The organism is Cytobacillus sp. GQ23, from assembly GCF_059758675.1.
Genome location: NZ_JCAXER010000037.1, coordinates 26,696 through 46,323, shown reverse-complemented (window position 1 = coordinate 46,323; position 19,628 = coordinate 26,696). Strand labels below are relative to the sequence as shown.

At 42.6% G+C, this 19,628-nt stretch carries 28 protein-coding genes; 4 read left to right on the top strand and 24 right to left on the bottom strand.

Annotated features, from left to right (window positions below; translation table 11 throughout):
• Positions 1-46: 46 nt before the first annotated feature.
• The 11 genes from AC6CHU_RS23475 to AC6CHU_RS23425 all read right to left on the bottom strand — a co-directional run bounded on the left by AC6CHU_RS23475 (position 47) and on the right by AC6CHU_RS23425 (position 8,535).
• Positions 47-1,387: an LLM class flavin-dependent oxidoreductase gene (locus AC6CHU_RS23475; protein ID WP_251283576.1), complete on the bottom strand. Its 1,341-nt coding sequence runs from the start codon at positions 1,385-1,387 to the stop codon at positions 47-49.
• 18 nt (positions 1,388-1,405) lie between these two features.
• Positions 1,406-2,200 carry an ABC transporter permease gene (locus AC6CHU_RS23470; protein ID WP_251283593.1) on the bottom strand — a complete coding sequence of 265 codons (795 nt, stop codon included), beginning with the start codon at positions 2,198-2,200 and terminating at the stop codon, positions 1,406-1,408.
• A 71-nt stretch (positions 2,201-2,271) separates the two neighbouring features.
• Positions 2,272-3,042: an ABC transporter ATP-binding protein gene (locus AC6CHU_RS23465; RefSeq protein ID WP_498122922.1), complete on the bottom strand. Its 771-nt coding sequence runs from the start codon at positions 3,040-3,042 to the stop codon at positions 2,272-2,274.
• A gap of 110 nt (positions 3,043-3,152) precedes the next feature.
• Positions 3,153-3,698 (bottom strand): NADPH-dependent FMN reductase, encoded by a 546-nt coding sequence (gene ssuE, locus AC6CHU_RS23460; protein ID WP_251283578.1) that lies wholly within the window; start codon positions 3,696-3,698, stop codon positions 3,153-3,155.
• Between the two features lie 79 nt (positions 3,699-3,777).
• Complete coding sequence (locus AC6CHU_RS23455; protein ID WP_159862379.1) at positions 3,778-3,933, bottom strand: YezD family protein; 156 nt, start codon at positions 3,931-3,933, stop codon at positions 3,778-3,780.
• A 26-nt stretch (positions 3,934-3,959) separates the two neighbouring features.
• Positions 3,960-5,030, bottom strand: coding sequence for a sulfate/molybdate ABC transporter ATP-binding protein (locus AC6CHU_RS23450; protein ID WP_498122921.1), 1,071 nt, complete (start codon positions 5,028-5,030; stop codon positions 3,960-3,962).
• A 28-nt stretch (positions 5,031-5,058) separates the two neighbouring features.
• Positions 5,059-5,928, bottom strand: coding sequence for a sulfate ABC transporter permease subunit CysW (gene cysW / locus AC6CHU_RS23445; RefSeq protein ID WP_498122920.1), 870 nt, complete (start codon positions 5,926-5,928; stop codon positions 5,059-5,061).
• 66 nt (positions 5,929-5,994) lie between these two features.
• Complete coding sequence (cysT, locus tag AC6CHU_RS23440; protein ID WP_159862382.1) at positions 5,995-6,840, bottom strand: sulfate ABC transporter permease subunit CysT; 846 nt, start codon at positions 6,838-6,840, stop codon at positions 5,995-5,997.
• Positions 6,841-6,869: 29 nt separating this feature from the next.
• A complete protein-coding gene (locus AC6CHU_RS23435; protein ID WP_159862383.1) occupies positions 6,870-7,928 on the bottom strand; it encodes a sulfate ABC transporter substrate-binding protein in 1,059 nt (352 codons plus the stop codon).
• A 103-nt stretch (positions 7,929-8,031) separates the two neighbouring features.
• Positions 8,032-8,202 carry a Fur-regulated basic protein FbpA gene (locus tag AC6CHU_RS23430; protein ID WP_159862384.1) on the bottom strand — a complete coding sequence of 57 codons (171 nt, stop codon included), beginning with the start codon at positions 8,200-8,202 and terminating at the stop codon, positions 8,032-8,034.
• Positions 8,203-8,223: 21 nt separating this feature from the next.
• Positions 8,224-8,535 (bottom strand): hypothetical protein, encoded by a 312-nt coding sequence (locus AC6CHU_RS23425; protein ID WP_159862385.1) that lies wholly within the window; start codon positions 8,533-8,535, stop codon positions 8,224-8,226.
• A 179-nt stretch (positions 8,536-8,714) separates the two neighbouring features.
• On the opposite strand from AC6CHU_RS23425, the gene AC6CHU_RS23420 reads away from it, so the two are divergent.
• Genes AC6CHU_RS23420 through AC6CHU_RS23410 form a run of 3 tightly spaced genes read left to right on the top strand, consistent with a single transcriptional unit; the run spans position 8,715 to position 10,137 of the window.
• Complete coding sequence (locus AC6CHU_RS23420) at positions 8,715-9,143, top strand: MarR family winged helix-turn-helix transcriptional regulator (RefSeq protein ID WP_159862386.1); 429 nt, start codon at positions 8,715-8,717, stop codon at positions 9,141-9,143.
• A gap of 37 nt (positions 9,144-9,180) precedes the next feature.
• A complete protein-coding gene (locus AC6CHU_RS23415; protein WP_498122918.1) occupies positions 9,181-9,816 on the top strand; it encodes a nitroreductase family protein in 636 nt (211 codons plus the stop codon).
• Between the two features lie 21 nt (positions 9,817-9,837).
• Entirely contained in the window at positions 9,838-10,137 is a 300-nt protein-coding gene (locus AC6CHU_RS23410) for a putative quinol monooxygenase (RefSeq protein ID WP_159862388.1), read from the top strand.
• Between the two features lie 53 nt (positions 10,138-10,190).
• Here AC6CHU_RS23410 and AC6CHU_RS23405 read toward each other — a convergent pair whose 3' ends face one another.
• The 4 genes from AC6CHU_RS23405 to AC6CHU_RS23390 all read right to left on the bottom strand — a co-directional run bounded on the left by AC6CHU_RS23405 (position 10,191) and on the right by AC6CHU_RS23390 (position 11,814).
• Entirely contained in the window at positions 10,191-10,682 is a 492-nt protein-coding gene (locus AC6CHU_RS23405) for a DUF2798 domain-containing protein (protein ID WP_498122916.1), read from the bottom strand.
• 139 nt (positions 10,683-10,821) lie between these two features.
• The gene (locus AC6CHU_RS23400; protein ID WP_201306457.1) at positions 10,822-10,962 is read right to left on the bottom strand and encodes a hypothetical protein; all 141 of its coding nucleotides are present in this window, start codon (positions 10,960-10,962) and stop codon (positions 10,822-10,824) included.
• Positions 10,963-11,030: 68 nt separating this feature from the next.
• Complete coding sequence (locus AC6CHU_RS23395; protein ID WP_498122914.1) at positions 11,031-11,183, bottom strand: hypothetical protein; 153 nt, start codon at positions 11,181-11,183, stop codon at positions 11,031-11,033.
• A gap of 178 nt (positions 11,184-11,361) precedes the next feature.
• A complete protein-coding gene (locus tag AC6CHU_RS23390) occupies positions 11,362-11,814 on the bottom strand; it encodes a GNAT family N-acetyltransferase (protein ID WP_159862390.1) in 453 nt (150 codons plus the stop codon).
• 254 nt (positions 11,815-12,068) lie between these two features.
• Between AC6CHU_RS23390 and AC6CHU_RS23385 the strand changes: the two genes are divergently transcribed.
• Positions 12,069-12,338, top strand: coding sequence for a hypothetical protein (locus AC6CHU_RS23385; protein WP_159862391.1), 270 nt, complete (start codon positions 12,069-12,071; stop codon positions 12,336-12,338).
• Positions 12,339-12,411: 73 nt separating this feature from the next.
• On the opposite strand, the gene AC6CHU_RS23380 is transcribed toward AC6CHU_RS23385, so the two are convergent.
• The 9 genes from AC6CHU_RS23380 to AC6CHU_RS23340 all read right to left on the bottom strand — a co-directional run bounded on the left by AC6CHU_RS23380 (position 12,412) and on the right by AC6CHU_RS23340 (position 19,519).
• Positions 12,412-12,567 carry a DUF1540 domain-containing protein gene (locus tag AC6CHU_RS23380; protein ID WP_159862392.1) on the bottom strand — a complete coding sequence of 52 codons (156 nt, stop codon included), beginning with the start codon at positions 12,565-12,567 and terminating at the stop codon, positions 12,412-12,414.
• Between the two features lie 58 nt (positions 12,568-12,625).
• Entirely contained in the window at positions 12,626-13,144 is a 519-nt protein-coding gene (locus AC6CHU_RS23375) for a GNAT family N-acetyltransferase (protein WP_251283583.1), read from the bottom strand.
• 213 nt (positions 13,145-13,357) lie between these two features.
• On the bottom strand, positions 13,358-13,804 hold the full coding sequence (locus AC6CHU_RS23370) for an EAL domain-containing protein (protein WP_251283594.1): 447 nt from the start codon (positions 13,802-13,804) through the stop codon (positions 13,358-13,360).
• Positions 13,801-14,205: a hypothetical protein gene (locus AC6CHU_RS23365; RefSeq protein WP_498122913.1), complete on the bottom strand. Its 405-nt coding sequence runs from the start codon at positions 14,203-14,205 to the stop codon at positions 13,801-13,803. The genes AC6CHU_RS23370 and AC6CHU_RS23365 overlap by 4 nt, the downstream gene beginning before the upstream one ends.
• A gap of 204 nt (positions 14,206-14,409) precedes the next feature.
• Positions 14,410-15,603 carry an ABC transporter permease gene (locus AC6CHU_RS23360; RefSeq protein WP_498122912.1) on the bottom strand — a complete coding sequence of 398 codons (1,194 nt, stop codon included), beginning with the start codon at positions 15,601-15,603 and terminating at the stop codon, positions 14,410-14,412.
• On the bottom strand, positions 15,600-16,292 hold the full coding sequence (locus AC6CHU_RS23355) for an ABC transporter ATP-binding protein (protein ID WP_159862395.1): 693 nt from the start codon (positions 16,290-16,292) through the stop codon (positions 15,600-15,602). The genes AC6CHU_RS23360 and AC6CHU_RS23355 overlap by 4 nt, the downstream gene beginning before the upstream one ends.
• The gene (locus tag AC6CHU_RS23350; RefSeq protein ID WP_498122910.1) at positions 16,289-17,407 is read right to left on the bottom strand and encodes an efflux RND transporter periplasmic adaptor subunit; all 1,119 of its coding nucleotides are present in this window, start codon (positions 17,405-17,407) and stop codon (positions 16,289-16,291) included. Before AC6CHU_RS23350 ends, AC6CHU_RS23355 begins: the two co-directional genes overlap by 4 nt.
• Positions 17,408-18,073, bottom strand: a complete 666-nt coding sequence (gene yknW, locus AC6CHU_RS23345) for a YknW family membrane protein (RefSeq protein WP_251283587.1) — start codon at positions 18,071-18,073, stop codon at positions 17,408-17,410.
• Positions 18,074-18,184: 111 nt separating this feature from the next.
• Positions 18,185-19,519 (bottom strand): polysaccharide deacetylase family protein, encoded by a 1,335-nt coding sequence (locus tag AC6CHU_RS23340; RefSeq protein WP_498122909.1) that lies wholly within the window; start codon positions 19,517-19,519, stop codon positions 18,185-18,187.
• Positions 19,520-19,628 lie beyond the last annotated feature (109 nt).

Genomic DNA, 19,628 nt, shown 5'->3' with positions numbered 1-19,628 from the left:
GAGAAGAACCCCGCTCACATTAACCGGAGCGGGGTTCTTCTTTAGCTTATCCTGCAGGATGAAAATTTTGAGCTTTATCCGGAAAAGGCAGCCCAAGATTGCCCCTTAGTGTTTCGCTTGTATATTCTGTTCTAAAGAGGCCCCTATCTTGAAGGAAAGGAATAACGTATTGAACAAAATCTGAAAAGCCTTCACTCATTAACTGGGGCATGATGTTAAACCCGTCAGCACCCGCATTTTCAAACCATAGCTGAAGTTCATCCGCTACCTGCTCAGCCGTCCCGGCAATTGTATAATGCCCCCTGCCTCCTGCAAGCCTGAGTAGCAATTGTCTAATGGTAAGATTCTCTTTTTCAGCCAGATCCCGAATAAGCTTGGTTCGGCTTTGATGCCCTTGAATTTCGTGGATTTCCGGCAGTTCAGGCAGCGGACCATCCAGCGGATAGCCTGTTAAGTCAATGCCAATGCGATTGGAAAGCTGTAAAAGACTATACTCTGGATTGGTCAAATGATGAAGCTCTGCCTCTTTTTCTTTGGCAGCTTCTTCTGTTTCTCCTATAATAGGGCAAATGCCCGGCAAGATGATAAGGTTCTCCGGATTTCGGCCAAACTCGGCGGCCCTTGTTTTTAAAGCTTTGTAAAATGCTTGTGCGTCAGAAAGCGACTGCTGTGCTGTAAAAACCACTTCAGCGAATTGAGCAGCGAAATCAATGCCGGTTTTGGAGGAGCCAGCCTGTACAATGACAGGCTGCCCCTGAGGTGATCTCGGGCTGTTTAACGGGCCCTTTACCGAATAGCAGCTGCCTTTGTGGTTAATTTCATGGACTTTATCACTCAAGGAATATATCCCAGCTTCCTTATCCCTTATTAACGCTCCTTCTTCCCAGCTGTCCCATAGTTTCTTTGTGACTTCCACAAATTCTTTCGCGCGCTCATAGCGCTCCTTGTGTGCCGGTATTTTCTCCAGGTTAAAGTTTTTGGCTTCCGCATCTGTTCCTGATGTGACGACATTCCAGCCTGCACGGCCTTTACTTAAATGATCCAGGGAAGAAAACTTTCTGGCCACATTGAAAGGCTCATTAAAAGTAGTCGAGACTGTTCCAATCAGTCCAATTTTTTTAGTTGCAGCCGATAATGCTGATAATAGAGTGAGAGGTTCAAAGCCTCCTCCGCCAAGCTCACCATATTTGACTGCTCTTGTTGATACCGAATACCTGTCTGATAGAAAGATAGAATCCAGCTTTGCTTCTTCTGCTTTTTGTGTAATTTCCATATAATAATTTATATCATGTGCCCGCTCAGGGTCTGATGAAGGGTGCCTCCAAGCAGCCTCATGATGTCCCATGCTTGTTAAAAATAAATTCAGGTGTATTTTACGGTTTCCCATTCTCTCTGCCTCCATTATTTAGCCTTTATAGCTCTCCCGCCATTTAAGCCATCTTCTTTCAAAAAACCTTACAAACGAGTCTGAAGCCTTTCCAAATACTGCAAAAATAATAATTCCTGCAAATACAACCGTTGTTTGTGAAAACTGCCGGGCATCCGTAATTAAATATCCAATACCTTCGCTTGACCCCATGAGTTCCGCAGCAACGAGCGCAAGCCATGCTGCACCTAATGCAAGACGAAGCCCAAGCAGGATATTTGGCAGGGCTGAAGGAAGGATCAAATTCGTGATTTGCTTCCATCTGCTGAATTCAAGGACTTTGGCAACATCGAATAATTTGGCATCCACACTGCGTATGCCCAGGAAAGCATTAACATAGAGCGGAAAGAAAGCTCCTTTTGCAATAAGAAGAACCTTTGAGACTTCACCAAAACCAAACCACAAGATAAACAGCGGAATGACTGCAAGAGTAGGAATGGTACGAAGCATTTGCAGCGTCGGATCCAGCGTATGCTCCACCTTACTGGAAAAGCCGACAGCTAATCCCGCGATCAATCCAAGGGTTCCTCCAATAAGAAATCCTCCCAAGGCCCGCAAAAAGCTGACTTGAAAATGGTAAAGAAGATTGCCAGCAGTCAGCAGCTCGATAAATGAGCTGAAAATGCTGCTTGGCCTTGGCAGGAGTGTTTCAGAGATTAGCTGATAATAGCCAGCAAATTCCCACATAAGGAGGACGAGCAGCGGAAAAACCATCCCTCTTAAGAACACGCCCCATTTTTTATCACTGTTTCCTTTCAATTCTTTTATTTTCAATTTCGCTTTCTCCTGAACAAATACCCTCGGGTGAGCCCAGTCTGCTTTATTATTCAATCCTTACACCTCCGCTAGATTCCTGCCTGATCCATTAATTCAAGTTCATCTGCTTTTTCAAATTCATTCAAAATAAGCTGACGGAATTCCTGAAACGTCTTATTTGATTTTTTCCTTGGATGCGGCAAATTGATTTTCACCACTTTTTGAATGGTGCCTGGCCTTGCATTCATAATGACTACCCGATCTGCCAGATAAATAGCTTCATCTATATCATGGGTAACAAAAAGCATGGTAGTTTTATTCTCATGCCAAATATCAAGCAGCACCTCCTGCATATGTGATCTTGTGAACGCATCAAGAGCACCAAAAGGTTCATCCAGCAGCAATACCTTTGGATTTCGCAGAAGGGCACGGGCTATGGCCGCCCTTTGCGCCATCCCTCCCGAAAGCTCTCGCGGATACGCTTTGGCGAAACCCTCCAGTTTCACCAGCTGAATTAATTCTTTTACCTTATCTCTCACTTCTTTATTTCTTAATGTAAAGTTCGAGGCAATGTTCTTCTCCACCGTTTGCCAGGGAAATAGCCTGGGCTCCTGAAATATAAAGCCTTTATCTATACTGGGGCCTTTTACTTCCTTCCCGTCAATCTCCACAATGCCTTCCACATCATTATCCAGACCCGCTATGATTTTCAGCAGTGTGCTTTTCCCGCATCCGCTGGGACCTATAACCGTAATTAATTCACCATCTTCAACAGCTAAATGAATATCCTTTAAAGCCTGAACTTCCCCTTTTTCCGAAAGAAATGTCTTGCTTAAATCGCTAATTTCTAAAAAAGCCATTTGAAATCTCCCTCCTCTAATAGTTTCAGCTGTAAGTACAAATAAAAAAGACACGTTCTATGAAAATAGATATCGTGTCTTCTCCGGGGGACCGGTCGAATGACTGTCTGCTATAACAGAGCTTTGGTTTTTTGGGAGATGTCTGTTAGCTGTCCAAGCTGATCTGTAATTCTTTCAAGCAGTTCCTCATTTTTAATTGGATTTTCGAAATCCTCTTTATCCACATATTGGTCGGTGAGATACACTCCTTTTAGTATGGTCTGGGCGCTTAGCGCAGCCAATAACGGCTTTAAGGAATAATCAATTGCCAGCAGATGGGCGGGACTTCCTCCCACCATTAATGGAAATACAGGCTTATCTTTAAAAACGTCTTGGGGCAGAATATCCAGCAATGCTTTCAAGGTCCCTGTATAAGAAGCTTTATATACCGGAGAAATAATAAGGATGCCGCTTGCCTCCTTGATTTCTTCAGAAAGCTTTTTGATTGAAGGATCATCATACCGCCCTTCAATCAGAACATCGGCCGGAAAATCAAGTACAGAATATTCTTTTACGGTAAACCCTTGTTTAAAAGATTCCTTCCGCAGAAAGTTTACAAGTATAGAAGATCTTGAAACAGCAGATGGACTTCCCGATATAGCCACAAAATAACTCATAACCTTCATCCCCTTTCTTTTCAAAACACTACCCAACAATACCTATGGGCAAACTAGGAATAAAACCAAAAAATAAACATCACCTCTTCCCATTATTAGACTCCACCCGTATTTTTTCCGTTATCTCCACTTGTGCCACTTTTCCTGCATGAAGGGTAATGACTACTGACCCATAATCAATATCCTTAATAGAAGATAAAATATACTTTTCATACTCAGCCGTGATTTTTGCCATTGTAATTACTCCCTTCCTTAAGATATTTATATGTTAAAATCATCAGGTATGAAGATTTTGAGCTGCTTCGGTTTAATGAATACTTCTTCCCCTTCTTTCAATCCCAGCCTGTGATACTTTTCTTTTGGGATTTCTGCCTCAAGATACTCATTGGTATCTTTCCTGACAAGTTCTATTTGTACGATCGGGCCAACTATATGCAAGTGGGATATTGCTGCGTGTACTGAATCATTTGAAGCTTCTCTGCTGATGCTGATATCATGCGGCCTTGCATAGCCTACTGCCTCCAGATTATCTGACCCTGCCCAATCCGGAATTTCCAAGGCTACTTCACCTTGCTTAAGCTTTCCATTTTTCAGCCTTCCCCTGAATAAATTGACGCTCCCTAAAAAGTCATATACAAAAGGAGTCTGGGGATTATCATATACTTCTTCCGGTGTTCCAACTTGCTCGATTTTCCCCTGATTCATCACGACAATCTTGTCAGCAACATCCAATGCCTCTTCCTGATCATGTGTAACAAATATGCTTGAAATCTGGAATTCGTCATGGAGTCTTCTCAGCCACCTTCTCAGCTCTATTCTGACCTTCGCATCAAGAGCTCCAAATGGTTCATCCAATAAAAGAACCTTGGGTTCAGCGGCCAATGCTCTTGCAAGCGCAACCCTCTGCCGCTGTCCCCCAGATAGCTGGGCAGGATACCGGTTTGCCAGGTCTTTCAGCTTTACAAGCTCCAGCAGTTCATAAACCTTGCTCTCAATTTCTTTTTTGCCAGGCCGCTCTTTCCTTGGCCTTACTCTCAGACCATAAGCGACATTATCAAATACGGTCATATGACGAAACAGTGCATAATGCTGGAAGACAAACCCAACTTTTCGTTCTTTAGCATTAATGGCGGTAATGTTCTCACTGTCAAAAAATATAGAACCCTTGTCAGCTGCTTCTAAGCCGGCAATAATCCGCAGCAAAGAGGTTTTTCCCGAACCAGAAGGGCCTAATAAAGCTACCAGCTCTCCTTTCTGGATTTCAAGATTGATATTTTCCAATGCCTGAAATGTTCCAAAGGCTTTGTAAACGGAATTTATCACGATACTCATTTCTGAATTCCCCTCACTTCTATGATTTCTATGCTCTTTCCTTTTTTCCATGCCATTCCAGAATGTTTTTTATAATAAGTGTGAAAATGGCCATTATCGACATTAAAGAAGCAATAGCAAACGCAGCAGCAAATTGATATTCGCCATATAGGATTTCAATATGCAGGGGCATTGTATTGGTGAGGCCTCTTATATGCCCGGATACGACCGAAACTGCCCCAAACTCGCCAATCGCACGCGCATTGCAGAGAATCATGCCGTAAAGAAGTGCCCATTTGATATTAGGCATGGTTACATGCCAAAATGTCTTCCATCCCCCTGCCCCAAGAGTGATTGATGCTTCCTCTTCTGCTGTTCCCTGTGCCTGCATCAGCGGAATCAATTCCCTTGCAATAAAGGGAATTGTTACAAAGATTGTCGCAAGAACAATACCAGGCACTGCAAATATAATCTTGATATCCCTCTCAAAAAGCCATTCCCCGAAAAGCCCCTGAGAGCCGAACAGCAAAACGAAAATTAAACCGGCAATGACTGGAGAGACTGCAAACGGAAGGTCAATCAGCGTAATAAGCAGGTTCTTTCCTTTAAAGTGAAACTTTGTAATGGCCCAGGCCGCCATGATGCCAAAGAAAGCATTCAGCGGAACAGCAATAATGGCTACCAATAGGGTCAGCTTAATCGCAGATAATGCATCTGGATTTGTAATTGCCTCCAGATAAACCGCGAGCCCCTTTTCAAAAGCCTGAACAAAAACCGTGACCAGCGGCAAGAACAGAAACAACCCCAAAAATATTAAAGCAAAACTGATTAACAGCCATTGAACCCATAAAGGATCCTTTGCTTCTCTCGTGCTCTTAAGCGGAGCATTACTAAGATTCATTGGTATATTCCCGCCCATATCACTACCCCTTTCTTTATAGAATGAACAAAGCCGAAAAGCCACTTAAAACTGAGTCTTCCAAGCCTATTGCGACATAAACTTTCTGTTCGTCCACCATTGAATAATATTGATAATAAATAACAGCAAAAACGACGCTACCAGCATGACAGTTGCAATGGCTGTAGCACCTGCATAGTCATATTGCTCAAGTTTTGTCATTATCAGCAGGGGTGTAATTTCCGTTTTCATGGGCATATTTCCTGAGATAAAAACGACTGACCCATACTCCCCAAGAGACCTTGCGAAGGCAAGAGTGAACCCTGCAAGTGCTGCCGGCAGCAATTCCGGGAAAATAACTTTTCTGAAAGTCTGAAAACGGCTTGCTCCGAGGGAGGCAGAAGCTTCCTCCACCTCTTTTTCAAGACTTTGCAGGACAGGCTGCACCATTCTTACCACGAACGGAAGCCCGATAAAAGTCAGAGCAATCACCACCCCGATTGGTGTAAAAGCCACCTTGAACCCCAGCAGGCTTCCAATCCATCCATTAGGTGAATATACAGTTGTCAGGGCAATGCCAGCAACTGCCGTTGGAAGAGCAAAGGGCAAATCTACAAGAGCGTCAATAATCTTCTTTCCCGGAAAGGAATATCTGACCAGAACCCATGCCAGGAGGACACCAAATACCATATTTATTAAACCAGCTGCCAAGGACGCACCAAAGCTCAGCTTGTAGGAGGCCATTACTCTTGGATCCAGCACCGTGCTCCAAAATGCAGCCCAGCCCATTTGAGAACTATAAAAAATGATCATGGACAGCGGCAATAAAACTAAAATACTAAGGTAAAGCATCGTATACCCCATTGTTAAGCCGAAACCTGGAAGCACACTATATTTTTTGAATTCCGTTCCTTTCGCTTTCCTCAACTCCATCACCTGGATCCTCTCATTCTCATGCTGTTTTATTGGAGGTAGATCTCATCAAATGTTCCGCCATCATTAAAGTGGGTTTCCTGTGCTTTTTGCCATCCTCCGAATTCTTCATCTACTGTAACGAATTCAATATCAGCAAACTGATCGGAGTATTTTTTCAGCACTTCAGTATTTCTCGGTCTGTAATAGTTCTTTTCTGCAATTTCCTGTCCGGTTTCACTGTACAAATACTTTAAATAAGCTTCTGCTGCAGCGGCCGTTCCTTTTTTCTCGGCTATTTTATCGACTACTGCTACAGGCGGCTCCGCAAGAATACTAAGCGATGGATTCACAATTTCAAATTTTTCTTTGCCCAGCTCATTGATGGATAAATAGGCTTCATTTTCCCATGCTATAAGAACATCTCCGATTTCCCGCTGAACAAATGTATTGGTTGAATCGCGGGCTCCTGAATCAAGAACCTCCACATTCTTATACAAATTTTTCACAAAGTCTTTGATCTGCTTTTCGTCTCCATTAAACTGCTTGCTCGCATAAGCCCATGCCGCAAGATAGTTCCACCTTGCCCCTCCTGATGTTTTTGGATTAGGTGTGATAACCGAAACATCTTCCCTGATTAGGTCATCCCAATCTTGAATATTTTTTGGATTCCCTTTTCGAACCAAAAAGACAATGGTGGATGTGTAAGGAGTAGAATTATCATCCAGTCTCTTCTGCCAGTCTTTATCGATGATTCCCCGCTTATTGGCTATTTCATCAATATCATAGGCAAGAGCCAAAGTGACGACATCCGCCTGAAGCCCGTCAATGACAGATCTTGCCTGCTTTCCGGAACCTCCATGTGACTGCTGAATCGTTACATCCTGCCCTGTTTCTTCCTTCCAGTATTTGATGAACTCCTGATTGAACTCCTGATAAAGCTCCCGTGTCGGATCATATGAAACATTTAAAAGTTCAATCGGATCCTTTCCTAAGCTGCCTTCATCTCCCGCTTTTCCACTGCTCTCCTGACTGCATCCTGTAATAGAAGACAAAGCCAGCAAACCAGCGGCCAATAATCCTACAAAAGAATTCTTTTTCCTGCCCATCCAAGATCTCTCCTTTTGATTGTCTTTATAAAAAAAGACCGCATGCTTAGTCCATAAGCAGCGGCCTTCAGTTTATCTGATCAGCTCAATATTCTTTTATCTATCAATTGTTCTCTTCCTGCATGGTCATGTTATTCGCATATTCGCGCTCAAGGTCAGATAAGGTTAACTCAAACAAATGGCGTTCCCCTTTCTTGTAGACTCCGGCGCTTATCAGACTATTAATTAAATATCTCTTTCTGCCTTCAACTGCCTTTCTTAGATACTTTGACACCTAACTCCCTCCCTGATTTACTCAATCAATAGCTCCCTTTGCTGCAAGTGCTTTTGGTTGACCAATCAGCGACAAAGCATAATTTCTGCTAAATTTATTATTCAGTGCATCATACTCGTCCTGCAGTGAAAACGTTACTGCAAGTGTATTTTTGACCATCACCTCCAGCGAATAATTATTAATACCAACAAAACACAGTGATTTACTCGGAATAAAGAGATAAAAAAAGCCCTCAAGTTCTTTTGGAACAAAAGGGCCTTTGGTTTTCCAATCGGCAATTAATTTGAAATTCTTGTTAGAAATGAATTTACAATGAATTATTAGAAAAGTCAATCCCCTTTTTTCTGATTTTTGTCAATTGGGCTTCTTTTTCTAATTGCTATAAGGCAGCGAATAGCATTCTGACTTTACTGCTGATAAACTCCGGCTAATTTGTTTGACTTTAAAAAAATTTTATTTTATAGTAATTGACGTATCAATCATTGACCTATCAATTATAAGGCGGGGATGCTGTGTTTAATTGTTCAAAGGAAGAAGAACTTATTGCGGCCCGGCTATTTGAGCTCAGTAAGCAGACAATGCCGAAGTTTGAGCGCTGTACAGGCATCAGCCAATCTCGGCTTGAGATTCTTCGGGAGCTTTTTGAAGCGGAGGAAATTACGCAGCGGGAGCTTCAGAAAAAAGTGAATATTGATCATGCTGCTGTCACCAGACACCTTAAGCAGCTAGAAGAAAAAGGCATGGTGATCCGCAGGAAAAACCCCGAAGATAACCGCTTTACTTATGTCAGTTTGACAGAGGAAGGCAAAGCGAAGATTGCTGCTTACTGCGAAGAAAAGCAGCGGTTTATTTCCAAAATCCTGAACGGCTTTTCGGAACTTGAGCGAAGCACACTATTAAATATGCTCACGCGCATCCAGAAAAGTGTAGATAAAATGTAATTTTCACATCCAGAAAAAACATAAAGGAGAGTTCATCATGAATAAAACCATTAACAATGACTTTAAAGAAATCATCACAGGCCGACGTTCCATCCGTAATTATGACCCAACAGTCAAAATCAGCCGAGAAGAAATGGCAGAAATCCTGGAAGAAGCTTCTTTAGCTCCTTCATCTGTAAACCTGCAGCCTTGGCGCTTTGTTGTCATTGATTCAAAAGAAGGCAAAGAAACACTGGCACCGCTCGCAAAATTCAATCAGAGACAAGTTGAGACATCAGCAGCTGTCATTGCTGTTTTTGTTGATATGAAAAGTGAAGTGTTTATTGAAGAAATTTATGATACTGCTGTTGAAAAAGGATACATGCCTGCCGAAGTAAGAGACCAGCAGGTGCCATCCATTAAGGGCTATTTTGAAAACATGACATTTGAGCAAAAGAAAGAAATGAATCTGATTGATGCCGGTCTCGTATCCATGCAGCTTATGCTCGCAGCACGTGCTCATGGCTATGATACAAATCCAATTGGAGGCTATGAAAAAGACCGCATTGCAGAAGCTTTTGATCTGGACAAGGAACGCTACTATCCTGTCATGCTAATCTCCATCGGGAAAGCTGCTGATAAAGGGTACAAATCCGTTCGCCTGCCTGTTGAAGAAATCACGGAGTGGAAATAACTCATTAAGGAGAGATTAAATATGATCATTATTCATGCCGGCTTCAAAGTCCAAGCTGAAAAAGAAACTGAATTTCTTGCTGAAATTAGTCCGCTGATCGAATCTTCAAGAGCAGAAGAAGGCAATATCACTTATGACCTCTTGAAGGATACAGAACAAGCAGGATCATATACGATGGTTGAATTATGGAAGGATATGGACGCAGTGAAGTTTCACAATCAGACGGACCATTTTACTGCATTTACAGCAAAAGCTCCTCAATATTTTACAGCACCTCCTCAGGTGAATGTGTATGATGCAAAGGCTGCGGACAGTAAGTAACAATAATGCAAAAAAACGCTTGAGATTTTATAATCCCAAGCGTTTTTTAATATCTAATTTACAAGCCTTTCCTGGCCGGCATGGAGTTTTTTCATTGCAAATCTTGCAATAGGCTGTGCAATCACCAGCTCAACCCAGAATGCAATTCCGAAATTCCTGAACCAGCTCTGGAAAAAGTTCTGAAACGGCTCCAGGCTTATTTGTTTGGAACCAATCCAGGTGCCTATTATAGTTAAAAGAATAGAAAGAATGGTCACATTCAATAGAGTATTTAATAAAACCCTGGCATTAAATCCGTCCGTTTCCCCAGCAAACCTTTGCATAATTCTGCCGGCTAACGGTCCCGCCACTAGCCTTACAAGCAAGACCACGATCACCCACATAAACGGAATAATCTTTAAAGTTTCCAAATAGGTTTCTTTACTGAAGCCGCGTTCCATTCCCACAATAATCGGTGCAATTGTGTTTACCGAAATAACAGAAATGATCAGCAAAAATAATATGCCTTCTTTTGCATTTTGAGGCAGCCTGACCTCTTTATACATAATTTCCCCTCCGAAATTCAAACTAAAAATTTCAGATGGCAGACGTATCTTTCGACATATATTTTTGGCCAGTAAAGCCAATATCTCTACACACTGATTTAATAATTATACCAAATCAGCTATGGATGTTTCTAATGTTTTATTTACTGTTCTCTTTTTGGTCATGATAAGCAATGAGAATGACTTCTTCTCCCTTTTCCTCACTTAATCGCTTTTCCAGATTGTGCACCTGCTGCAGATCCCCATCAGACAAATTTGCAAATTGATATTCTTTATCCATTTTTTCATCACCTTTTTGTAATAGAATACCTAAAGTTTGTGTTTTTCAAGCATTTTTATTCACACTCTCTAGTTATTCCACAATACGGCAAAGGCTAGGATAGCTAACACCAGGCTCAGCAGCAATGACATGCCCCAATGCTTCTTTTCAGTCATTTTAAATAAAACATTCATCACTGAACTAATTGCCAGAAAAATAAAGAATACAAAAATAAAAATCATAAATTCCACTGCTTCTCAACCTGCCTTCTGCTCTGTTTTAGCAAGGGAAAAGAAGAGCTTTCCAAGACTCACAATGAAAAGGCGCAATTTCAACATAGCACAGACAGAAGGGTGCAGGACAAAAGAAATTGGCCCCTTAAAATTAACAGGGCTTTTTCTATTTTCCCTCGCCTGTTCATCAGCCTAAATCTTTCAAAACCGCCATTTCCTTTCCGAAGCGGTTGCCGTGGTCAGCAAACCCTAAACTTGCATAAAGGTTGTGTGCCCCAAGATTCTCGGGATGGTAGCCTACCGCAAGCTTTTTCGCATTCGGCAGTTTCTCCATCTCTGCAATCATCAGCTCTGTCGCTTTTTTGCCTATTCCCTTGCCCTGGTAAGTCTTATCCACCATGATCCGGTAAATCCAGTATGCATCCAGCTCTTCTATACATGTATTAAACATTAAGAAGCCGACCGCTTTATCATCCAAGTAAATCGCATATGGTTTCAGCCCTGTTTCAAACTTAGATTGCGCAATGGAAACAGCATTTGGCTCCATATAAGATTTTTGTTCCTCTGAAAGCTTTAATAAGCAGCAATCATACCAATTGTCTGCTGTTACTTCTTTAATTGTTATTTTGCCGGTATTCATATAAATTTCCCCTTTACATATTTTGGGGAAACGCTGATTTTAATTAGGCGTTCTCCCCTTAATTTGTTCCTTAATCACTAAAGTTTTATTTAGCATAATGAACGCCTCCTTTTACTAAATTATCAGAAATCGCAAGACTTACTCATTATACTATAATATTCCAGTAATTACGCACATCTGATTTCAGTTATTTTTTCTATGAAAAGGCCATATATAATATATTGATTCAGCAAAAAAGGGGAGGATGCGATAATATGCCAGCGAAACAAATTCGTTTACGAAGAATTCAAAGCCTTGCTCACGACATTATGGTAGAAATGAATACAAAGGAAGACCATAAGAAGAATGAATCATACAGAACAGTGATTGATGACCTATCACGTGCGATTGGGGAACTTTCTGATCCATCGGGTGAATATTCATTGGATTATGTAGAAGAAAAAATCGGCACTGCCCATTATAAAATATTTAAAAACATGAAAAAGCTGACACCTCTTCGAAAAACAAAAGAATCGGCAAGATAAAATTTTTTGAATGAAACTGATAATTATTATCAATAATAGATAAAGAAGGTAACCAAATCGGTTACCCCTTGGTTTACATTCCAGGTTCAAAGGTTTTACAATCTGTCTCTTTGCTGTTGGAAGCCTGCTTGCCTGTGTGGCTCACAACGTAAATAGCATCTGCGGAGCACTTATTTCCTTTTTCCCAATAAGTGCAGTTATTTACTTCACAAAGTACATCTTTAGCCATTTATATCACCTCCTGGCCATTATTTTCTTCAAATCAGGACGGTGATATACATGGCCATCTATTTAACTGAATTCCATTCTTCTTTCAGAATCGCGTAATAATACTCATCCCACCACTCATCTCCATGTGGAATGCACTTTTTGAAAAAGCCTTCCCGCCTCATGCCGATTTTCTCCATCACGCGGTAAGATGGCGGGTTCTCAGGCTGGCAGGTTGCGATAATCCGGTGCAGGCCAAGCTCTTCAAAGCCATATTTCAATACCGCATAAGCGGCTTCTGACGCGTAGCCCTTATTATAGAACTTCGGATTAAACACCCAGCCGATTTCAAAGGTGTGATTGCCAAAATATTGATGAAATCCAATATGTCCAATCAGTACTTCTTCATTTTTAAGGAAGACAGGAAAATGCTTTGCATTTTCGACATTCTCGCGGATAAACTCTTTAGCAGCTTCTTTTGTAAAAACACCTTCTGGAATGTATCTCATTACTTCTGGATTTGATGTGTACTCATAAACGGCCTGCCAATCCTCTGTTGTAAAATTTCGGATCGTTAGCCTCTCTGTTTTAAGCTCCATTTCTAAACCTCTATTCAGCTGTGTTTTGATCCTATGTAATTCGTTGATTTCAGCCGGATTTCCTTTAAAAAAGCTGAGCGCACAGAAATTTTTTTATTCGCACAGAAAACACGGCTATCCGCACAGAAAAAATCTTATGCGCACATATTTCTCGGCTATCCGCACACAAATTAACCAGGCACCCCCTTTAATCTGAAAAAACCGCAATATTCATCATTCCGGACAGTACTTTCTGTCCTGTTCTTCAATTGGAGCGGGTTTTCCAAACAGATATCCCTGAAAAAGCTGGTATCCTCTGTCCCTAAGCCACTCAAAGTCTTCCCGGGTTTCAATCCCTTCTGCAAGCGGAACCGACTTCAGCCGAAATGCCTGCTGCAGGAAAGCTTCTGCGATCTTCTGTTTCCCATTATCTTTTGATACACCCTGTACATATTTCATATCCAGCTTCATATAATGCGGCTGCAGCTCGCTAAATAACTCGGCCGTGTTGAACCCGGCGCCCACATCATCAAGTGCATAGCGGAATCCTTTTTCCCTATAAAAAGCGAGGATCGTTTTCAAATGTTCAGTGTCGTCCACTTTATCTGTTTCCACTACCTCAAATACGAGTCGATTTGGATCTACACCTAAGCGGTTCGCAAGCTGTACCGTTGATTTCAGGCAGAACTCAGGTGAGTAAATGCTTGTAGGTATAAAATTGATGAATGCTTTTTATCAATAAACGAAGCAAACCTGACCGCCGTCATCCTGCACAGGCGATCGAGCGCATAAAGTCTGCTGCGCTTTCTGGCTGCACTAAATATTTCTCCCGGAAAAATGACCGACCCGTCCTCCCGGTAAAACCTCGCCAGCATCTCATAGGCGATCACTTCTTCATCTCCATTGAGAATCGGCTGTGCATGACAGGTAACCAGCCCATTGGCAATCACTTCATCAATCCACAAGCTATCCAGAATCTCTGCAACCTCCTCAATGGGGCGCCAAGCCTCATCGAATGACCTGAAGCTGACAGATTCAGCTTCCACCAAAACGCCTTTTTCGCTCCAAATGCTCAACCACATTTGAAAACATTCGGGAGTTTTGTTCTCCATCTGTTCTTACCTCAAATTGCAATTCCTGCACCACACAAGCATTACAGCTCATTTAAGCACATCCCATCACATGATAGTTCTTTTTTACTGCATTACTAGATTAACGATAGATCACGTACTATAAAAGCAAAAAAGACCACCCCCGGCCTCAGCCGAAGATAGCCTTTTTAGAAATCATTCATACCGCAAGGATTCAATCGGACTCAGCCTTGAAGCTTTATTGGCTGGAAGCAGTCCGAAGATGATCCCGATCATCATTGAAAAGAACAGGGCTCCGGCGACCACCTGCCAGGAAATGAGAGATGGCCATCCGGCAAAGAACGAAATGAGAGATGCCGAGCCCCAGCCCAGCAGAATGCCCAGCAATCCGCCGATCAAGGTCAAGGTGACAGATTCGATTAAAAACTGTCCCATAATTTGTCCCCTGGTCGCTCCGAGTGCTTTGCGGATACCGATTTCCCTCGTTCTTTCCGTTACAGAAACGAGCATGATATTCATGACGCCAATTCCGCCTACAAACAGCGAGATGCCGGCAATACTGCCGATGATTAATGTCATCACCTTTGTAATCTGGCCGATTCCTTCTGCCATTTCTTCCATATTGATGACCATATAAGATTCTTCTGTATTATGCATTTTATTAAGTAAGCTGGCAGCCTTCTTTCCCGCAGTTTGAAGCTGATCAGCGGATTCTGCCTGAAGCGTCACCTGGGTAAAGTCACTCTTCCCATATATAGTCTGCCATGTTTTAGTAGGCACATAGATCTCCAGAGCACCGAATGAAAAGAGACCTGTCGGTTTTTTCATAACGCCAATAATCTCAATCGGCTGGTTCCCAATCCGGATTACTTCACCAACCGGCGACTTGCCGTCAAAGAGTTCCTCCTGCAAAGAAAAGCTGACAAGCCCCACCCTTCGTCCGCCAAGGAAATCTGCAGCGGTGAAGGACCGACCTTTTTCCAGATCCACATTATTCAGCTCAAAATAGGCAGGACCTACCCCTGTTGTTGAAGTCTCTGCAGTCTGTTCTCCATACGCAGCCTGTGAAAACTGCGAGCTTGAAGCAACTACCCGTTTTATCTCGGGAATCTGCTCCAGTGCTTTGATATCTTCCCCTTCAAAAGGAGCTTCATTAAATATGTTTGGGTTGGCCTGAATCTCCTCGTCAGAAGGCTGGTAAAATAATTCCACTGTATTGCCCGGGCCTGTCAGCTGCGTTTTTAGCATCGCTTCTCCGCCCTGGCCAATTGCGACCACAATGATAACTGCCCCCACACCAATAATGATCCCGATCATGGTTAAAATAGATCTCATCTTATGCGCCTTCAATGAGCTAAGCGCCATTTTGACGTTCTCTAAAAAGCTCATGTAGGCGCCCCCCTCCTGAAAGGTTCAGCGTTCACAATCAGACCGTCCCTCACCATAATCGTGTGATGAGCATATTCTGCTATTTCAGGTTCATGTGTTACCATTACAATCGTTGCCCCTTCATGGTTAAGCTCACTGAACAGCTCCATAATGGAGGCGCTTGTTTTCGTATCAAGTGCACCTGTCGGTTCATCCGCTAAGATAATTTTCGGCTCGTTCACAATCGCCCGGGCGATGGCAACCCGCTGCTTCTGCCCTCCTGATAAGGCATTGGGCAGATGATCTATCCGATCGGCCAGGCCCACTTTAACCAGCGCAGCTTCTGCCCTTTCCACTCGTTCCTTTTTGGCAATGCCGCTGTAAATCATCGGCAGCTCCACATTTTGAATAGCCGTCAGCCTCGGAAGCAGATGAAACTGCTGAAAAACAAACCCAATCGACTGATTTCTGACATTGGCCAGCTCTGCTTCCGAATAATCGGATATATTCTCTCCATCCAGTTCATATATTCCTTCTGTCGGCAGATCAAGGCACCCAATAATGTTCATAAGGGTGGACTTGCCCGATCCGGAGGGTCCCATAATAGCTACAGATTCACCTTGCTCAATGCTTAGGTTAATTCCTTTTAACACTTCAATATTTTCTTTTCCAGCCTGATAGGCCTTGGTTATGCCTCTGAGGTTGATCATTCCGTATCCACTTCCATGCCGTCTTTCAGCTGATCTGATGGATTCGTAATGATCAAATCCTTCTCTTTAAGTCCGTCCGTTATCTCGATTTTATTCCCCGAAGCGACACCTGTCTCCACTTCCAGTTTATAACTTTTCTGATCTCTGACCACGAATACATATACACTGCTGTCTCCCGTTGCCACTGCATTTGCCGGAACAGTGAGCGCCTTCTTTTTATCCGTTTCGATTTCCATAATGAGCTGAAAACCCGGTTTCAGTGACATTTCCTTCACCGTAACCGCTACCCGGTACTGCGGTGCACTACTTTCAGCAGGGTTAATTCCCTGGTTCTCTTCAGGCATATCAGCTACTTCGGTGACTACACCTTTCCATTCCTTATCAGGAATCGCATCGGAACGGAGGGTCACTTTCTGCCCCTCTTTGACCTTCAATGAATCGAATTCTGAAAGCAGTCCCGATGCTCCGATTGTTTTCAGATCCCCGATATAAATGACCGGCTTTCCTGCCGAAGATGGATCTGAAGAAGGTTCTTTGTTCACCTGGAACACCACTCCATCCATTGTGCTCTTAATCTCTAAATCTTCCAGCCGCTTTTCAATATCCTTCTTCTGCAGAAGCACCTGGCTTAATTCCAGATTCGCCAATCGCTTTTCCAGCTTTAGCTGATCCCTTTCAGGCTGTATCTGTTTCTCAGCTTCTTTTTTCCCAGCCTGTTTGCGCAGCTCTTTTTCCTTATCACCCAGCTCATCTTCCTGCTTTTCCAGCTGATTGATCTTTAGATAACCAGACTCAGCCTGGAGTTTAACCTTTTCCAGTTCCAGGGTTAGAGCCTGTTCATCAAACCTGGCTAAAACCTCTCCTTTTTTGACTGAATCCCCTTCTTCCACCAGGAACTCCTTTATTTCTCCTTTTTCAGGTGAAGCATATATCTTCTGTTCATTCATCAGCTTCACTGTTCCAGGAATCATGATCTGTTCTGTTATTTCCTCCTGCACCGGATGGGCAGTTTTTACTTCTGGCCCTTTCGCGAACGCCTGTCTATAGATGCTTACGCCAGCCATTAGCAGTACCACTGCCGTCACTCCGATGGCGATCCAAACTTTCTTTTTCATTTACACACCAGTCATTCCTGAGAGGGTATTGCCAAGTAAAGCAAACAGAATGCCAATAATGAAGAACGCAATCGCAATGCCCCAAGCCCAGCCTTTTGATAATCCTGCCACCCTCTGCAGCCCCAGCGCCGTGATAACGGACTGCCAAATACTGAATAGCTCAATAGATCCTAAGACTCCCGGCTTATCACTATTCATCAGCCCTGCTAAACTAGTAATATAAATTTCTGGATTTCCGCCGATGGCCGCTCTCAAGGCCATGTTCAGGATAATACCAAATCCGCCAATCACTATAATATAGACATTCATAGAGAATAGCTGCTTAAATGTCGCATCCGATCCTGCTATCTTCGTGAAGATCATATAAATAGCACTTGAAACCAGCGCCACAAATACCGGAGTAAAAATGCCTGTAATGGCTACCCCGCCCCTGGCAAACATCATCACCATTTCCGCTTCCGCGTCACTAATCCCATCAAGCCCCAAATAAGAAGCATCCATCGACATAGCCATCAAAAACATGCCGATTGAATAAATAATACTCACCAATATGAGCGGCACCCAAACTCTCGGATTCTGTCTGATTCGGTCAAACTGCTCCCCCGGACTCCAAATCATCCCAAGCAAACTCGGTTTTGCACTGCTCGTTTTGACTTCCTGTTCCATATTGAACACTCCTATTCTAGTTAAAAATAATTCCACTATGCATTACGGAATTATATAGAAAAGGTTTCAAAAGATTACATTTTTATCCTAAAAATATGGTTCTCATGTTCTTCATTGTAAAAGCTTATTCGCACCTGGCCGGGAAGGATCAAAAACTCGTTCAACATCAAAAAAACCTTTTAATACATCACTTTGTCCAGTCAACGCTGCACGCATACGGATTCCGTCTAAATTTATGCGTGCTTGCCGGAAGTAATCCGGTCCTATTTGAGACCAGGAAATGCTTGATGCATCAACATTGGCATAATAAGCAAAACCCATGCTTTTCAATAAATCATATTTTTCACCTGAATACCGGTGCCAGTCTCCAATATCACTGCCAAACGCGAAAATAATGGTGTTTACAGGTCCTGTAATCGGTTCAACCTCTCGTTTCCATTTAAGCAGATCTCTTTCTAAATGTTCTATAGATACTTTCCCTGCATCGAGGTGTCCCCACGTATGTGAGGCAAACGTCCACCCCTTCTGCTTCATTACATTTGCTACTTTTTTCGCCTGCTGCTGATCCTTTTTAATGTTTGGATTAGGTTTTTCACTATTCGGGCCATAGGCGCTCTCCGAAGTTCGATATCCCAATACTCCGTTATATCCGGTTAATGCAATAATTCCTTTTGATCCCTTATAGGAAAAATCCGGGTGCTGTTCAACAAAGTCATCCACGATGGGAACCAGGTCATACGCTCCATGAATGGCTTCTCCTTTGTCATTTAGATAAGTATTTGTGATATTTCCATTAGCATCAATCGTTAAATTTTTGGGGAATCCGTCTCCCATCATGTACTCATAATAACTGACATCATCCTGGGACAGCACCAATGGCTTTTTATCAGGAGGCAATAAAATATCCTGATAAACCATTTCTCCCTCTGAATTGGGTTTTGCAATATCATCAAGATTTACAAGGATGTATCCTCTTTTGTATAATTCGTTTAAGATTTTTTTACATTCATCAATGGTTACCATGTAATCCAGATAGCCTTGAGTCATACTGTCACCATCAAATGCCTTAGAAGCATCTGCAATCAATGAGTGGAAAAACAAATGAGGAATCTTGCTGTTATCTTGCCACTTGACGAGATGATTCCTTTGTTTTTCGTAAGCATCTAAAGCCCTCTGTATGTCTTCATCACCAGAAATACCTGCTTGCTTTAATAGTGTAATAGCTTTTTCGTAATCGTATTGTTGGGATGAAACCTTAGCCTCGGCTAACAGCTTTTCTTTCTCTTCCCTGGTCTTGCTGGGGATGGCCCTTTTTTCAAGGACGGATTCATGACTGGAGTGAAAGTTTACCACCGCCGCTGTGTCTGCTGATAATTTTAAACCCTGACAGCCTGCCATAATAAAGAGACTGAGCATAGCCCCTATCAAAGCAAAATACTTTCTCATTTTAAGGCACTCCTTTGTGAATGATGAGTGAATTTTCTTCATATCAGAGGGTGCCGCTAAGATTGTGGAGTTAAAAAGAACCCTCTCATTTAATAGACGAGAGACCTTC

Coding starts and splice junctions, on each gene's coding strand:
- AC6CHU_RS23455 (WP_159862379.1), bottom strand. CDS start 3,933: ATGGCAAAAATCACGGCTGAGTATGAAAAGTATATTTTATCTTCTATT.
- AC6CHU_RS23435 (WP_159862383.1), bottom strand. CDS start 7,928: ATGGGCAGGAAAAAGAATTCTTTTGTAGGATTATTGGCCGCTGGTTTG.
- AC6CHU_RS23375 (WP_251283583.1), bottom strand. CDS start 13,144: ATGGAGCTTAAAACAGAGAGGCTAACGATCCGAAATTTTACAACAGAG.
- AC6CHU_RS23340 (WP_498122909.1), bottom strand. CDS start 19,519: ATGAGAAAGTATTTTGCTTTGATAGGGGCTATGCTCAGTCTCTTTATT.
- AC6CHU_RS23410 (WP_159862388.1), top strand. CDS start 9,838: ATGATCATTATTCATGCCGGCTTCAAAGTCCAAGCTGAAAAAGAAACT.
- ssuE (WP_251283578.1), bottom strand. CDS start 3,698: ATGAGTTATTTTGTGGCTATATCGGGAAGTCCATCTGCTGTTTCAAGA.
- yknW (WP_251283587.1), bottom strand. CDS start 18,073: ATGGAACAGGAAGTCAAAACGAGCAGTGCAAAACCGAGTTTGCTTGGG.
- AC6CHU_RS23415 (WP_498122918.1), top strand. CDS start 9,181: ATGAATAAAACCATTAACAATGACTTTAAAGAAATCATCACAGGCCGA.
- AC6CHU_RS23350 (WP_498122910.1), bottom strand. CDS start 17,407: ATGAAAAAGAAAGTTTGGATCGCCATCGGAGTGACGGCAGTGGTACTG.
- AC6CHU_RS23465 (WP_498122922.1), bottom strand. CDS start 3,042: ATGGCTTTTTTAGAAATTAGCGATTTAAGCAAGACATTTCTTTCGGAA.
- AC6CHU_RS23450 (WP_498122921.1), bottom strand. CDS start 5,030: ATGAGTATCGTGATAAATTCCGTTTACAAAGCCTTTGGAACATTTCAG.
- AC6CHU_RS23360 (WP_498122912.1), bottom strand. CDS start 15,603: ATGAGCTTTTTAGAGAACGTCAAAATGGCGCTTAGCTCATTGAAGGCG.
- AC6CHU_RS23475 (WP_251283576.1), bottom strand. CDS start 1,387: ATGGGAAACCGTAAAATACACCTGAATTTATTTTTAACAAGCATGGGA.
- AC6CHU_RS23385 (WP_159862391.1), top strand. CDS start 12,069: ATGCCAGCGAAACAAATTCGTTTACGAAGAATTCAAAGCCTTGCTCAC.
- AC6CHU_RS23355 (WP_159862395.1), bottom strand. CDS start 16,292: ATGATCAACCTCAGAGGCATAACCAAGGCCTATCAGGCTGGAAAAGAA.
- cysW (WP_498122920.1), bottom strand. CDS start 5,928: ATGGGCGGGAATATACCAATGAATCTTAGTAATGCTCCGCTTAAGAGC.
- AC6CHU_RS23390 (WP_159862390.1), bottom strand. CDS start 11,814: ATGAATACCGGCAAAATAACAATTAAAGAAGTAACAGCAGACAATTGG.
- AC6CHU_RS23395 (WP_498122914.1), bottom strand. CDS start 11,183: ATGATTTTTATTTTTGTATTCTTTATTTTTCTGGCAATTAGTTCAGTG.
- AC6CHU_RS23405 (WP_498122916.1), bottom strand. CDS start 10,682: ATGTATAAAGAGGTCAGGCTGCCTCAAAATGCAAAAGAAGGCATATTA.
- AC6CHU_RS23365 (WP_498122913.1), bottom strand. CDS start 14,205: ATGTGGTTGAGCATTTGGAGCGAAAAAGGCGTTTTGGTGGAAGCTGAA.
- AC6CHU_RS23400 (WP_201306457.1), bottom strand. CDS start 10,962: ATGGATAAAGAATATCAATTTGCAAATTTGTCTGATGGGGATCTGCAG.
- AC6CHU_RS23380 (WP_159862392.1), bottom strand. CDS start 12,567: ATGGCTAAAGATGTACTTTGTGAAGTAAATAACTGCACTTATTGGGAA.
- cysT (WP_159862382.1), bottom strand. CDS start 6,840: ATGGAGTTGAGGAAAGCGAAAGGAACGGAATTCAAAAAATATAGTGTG.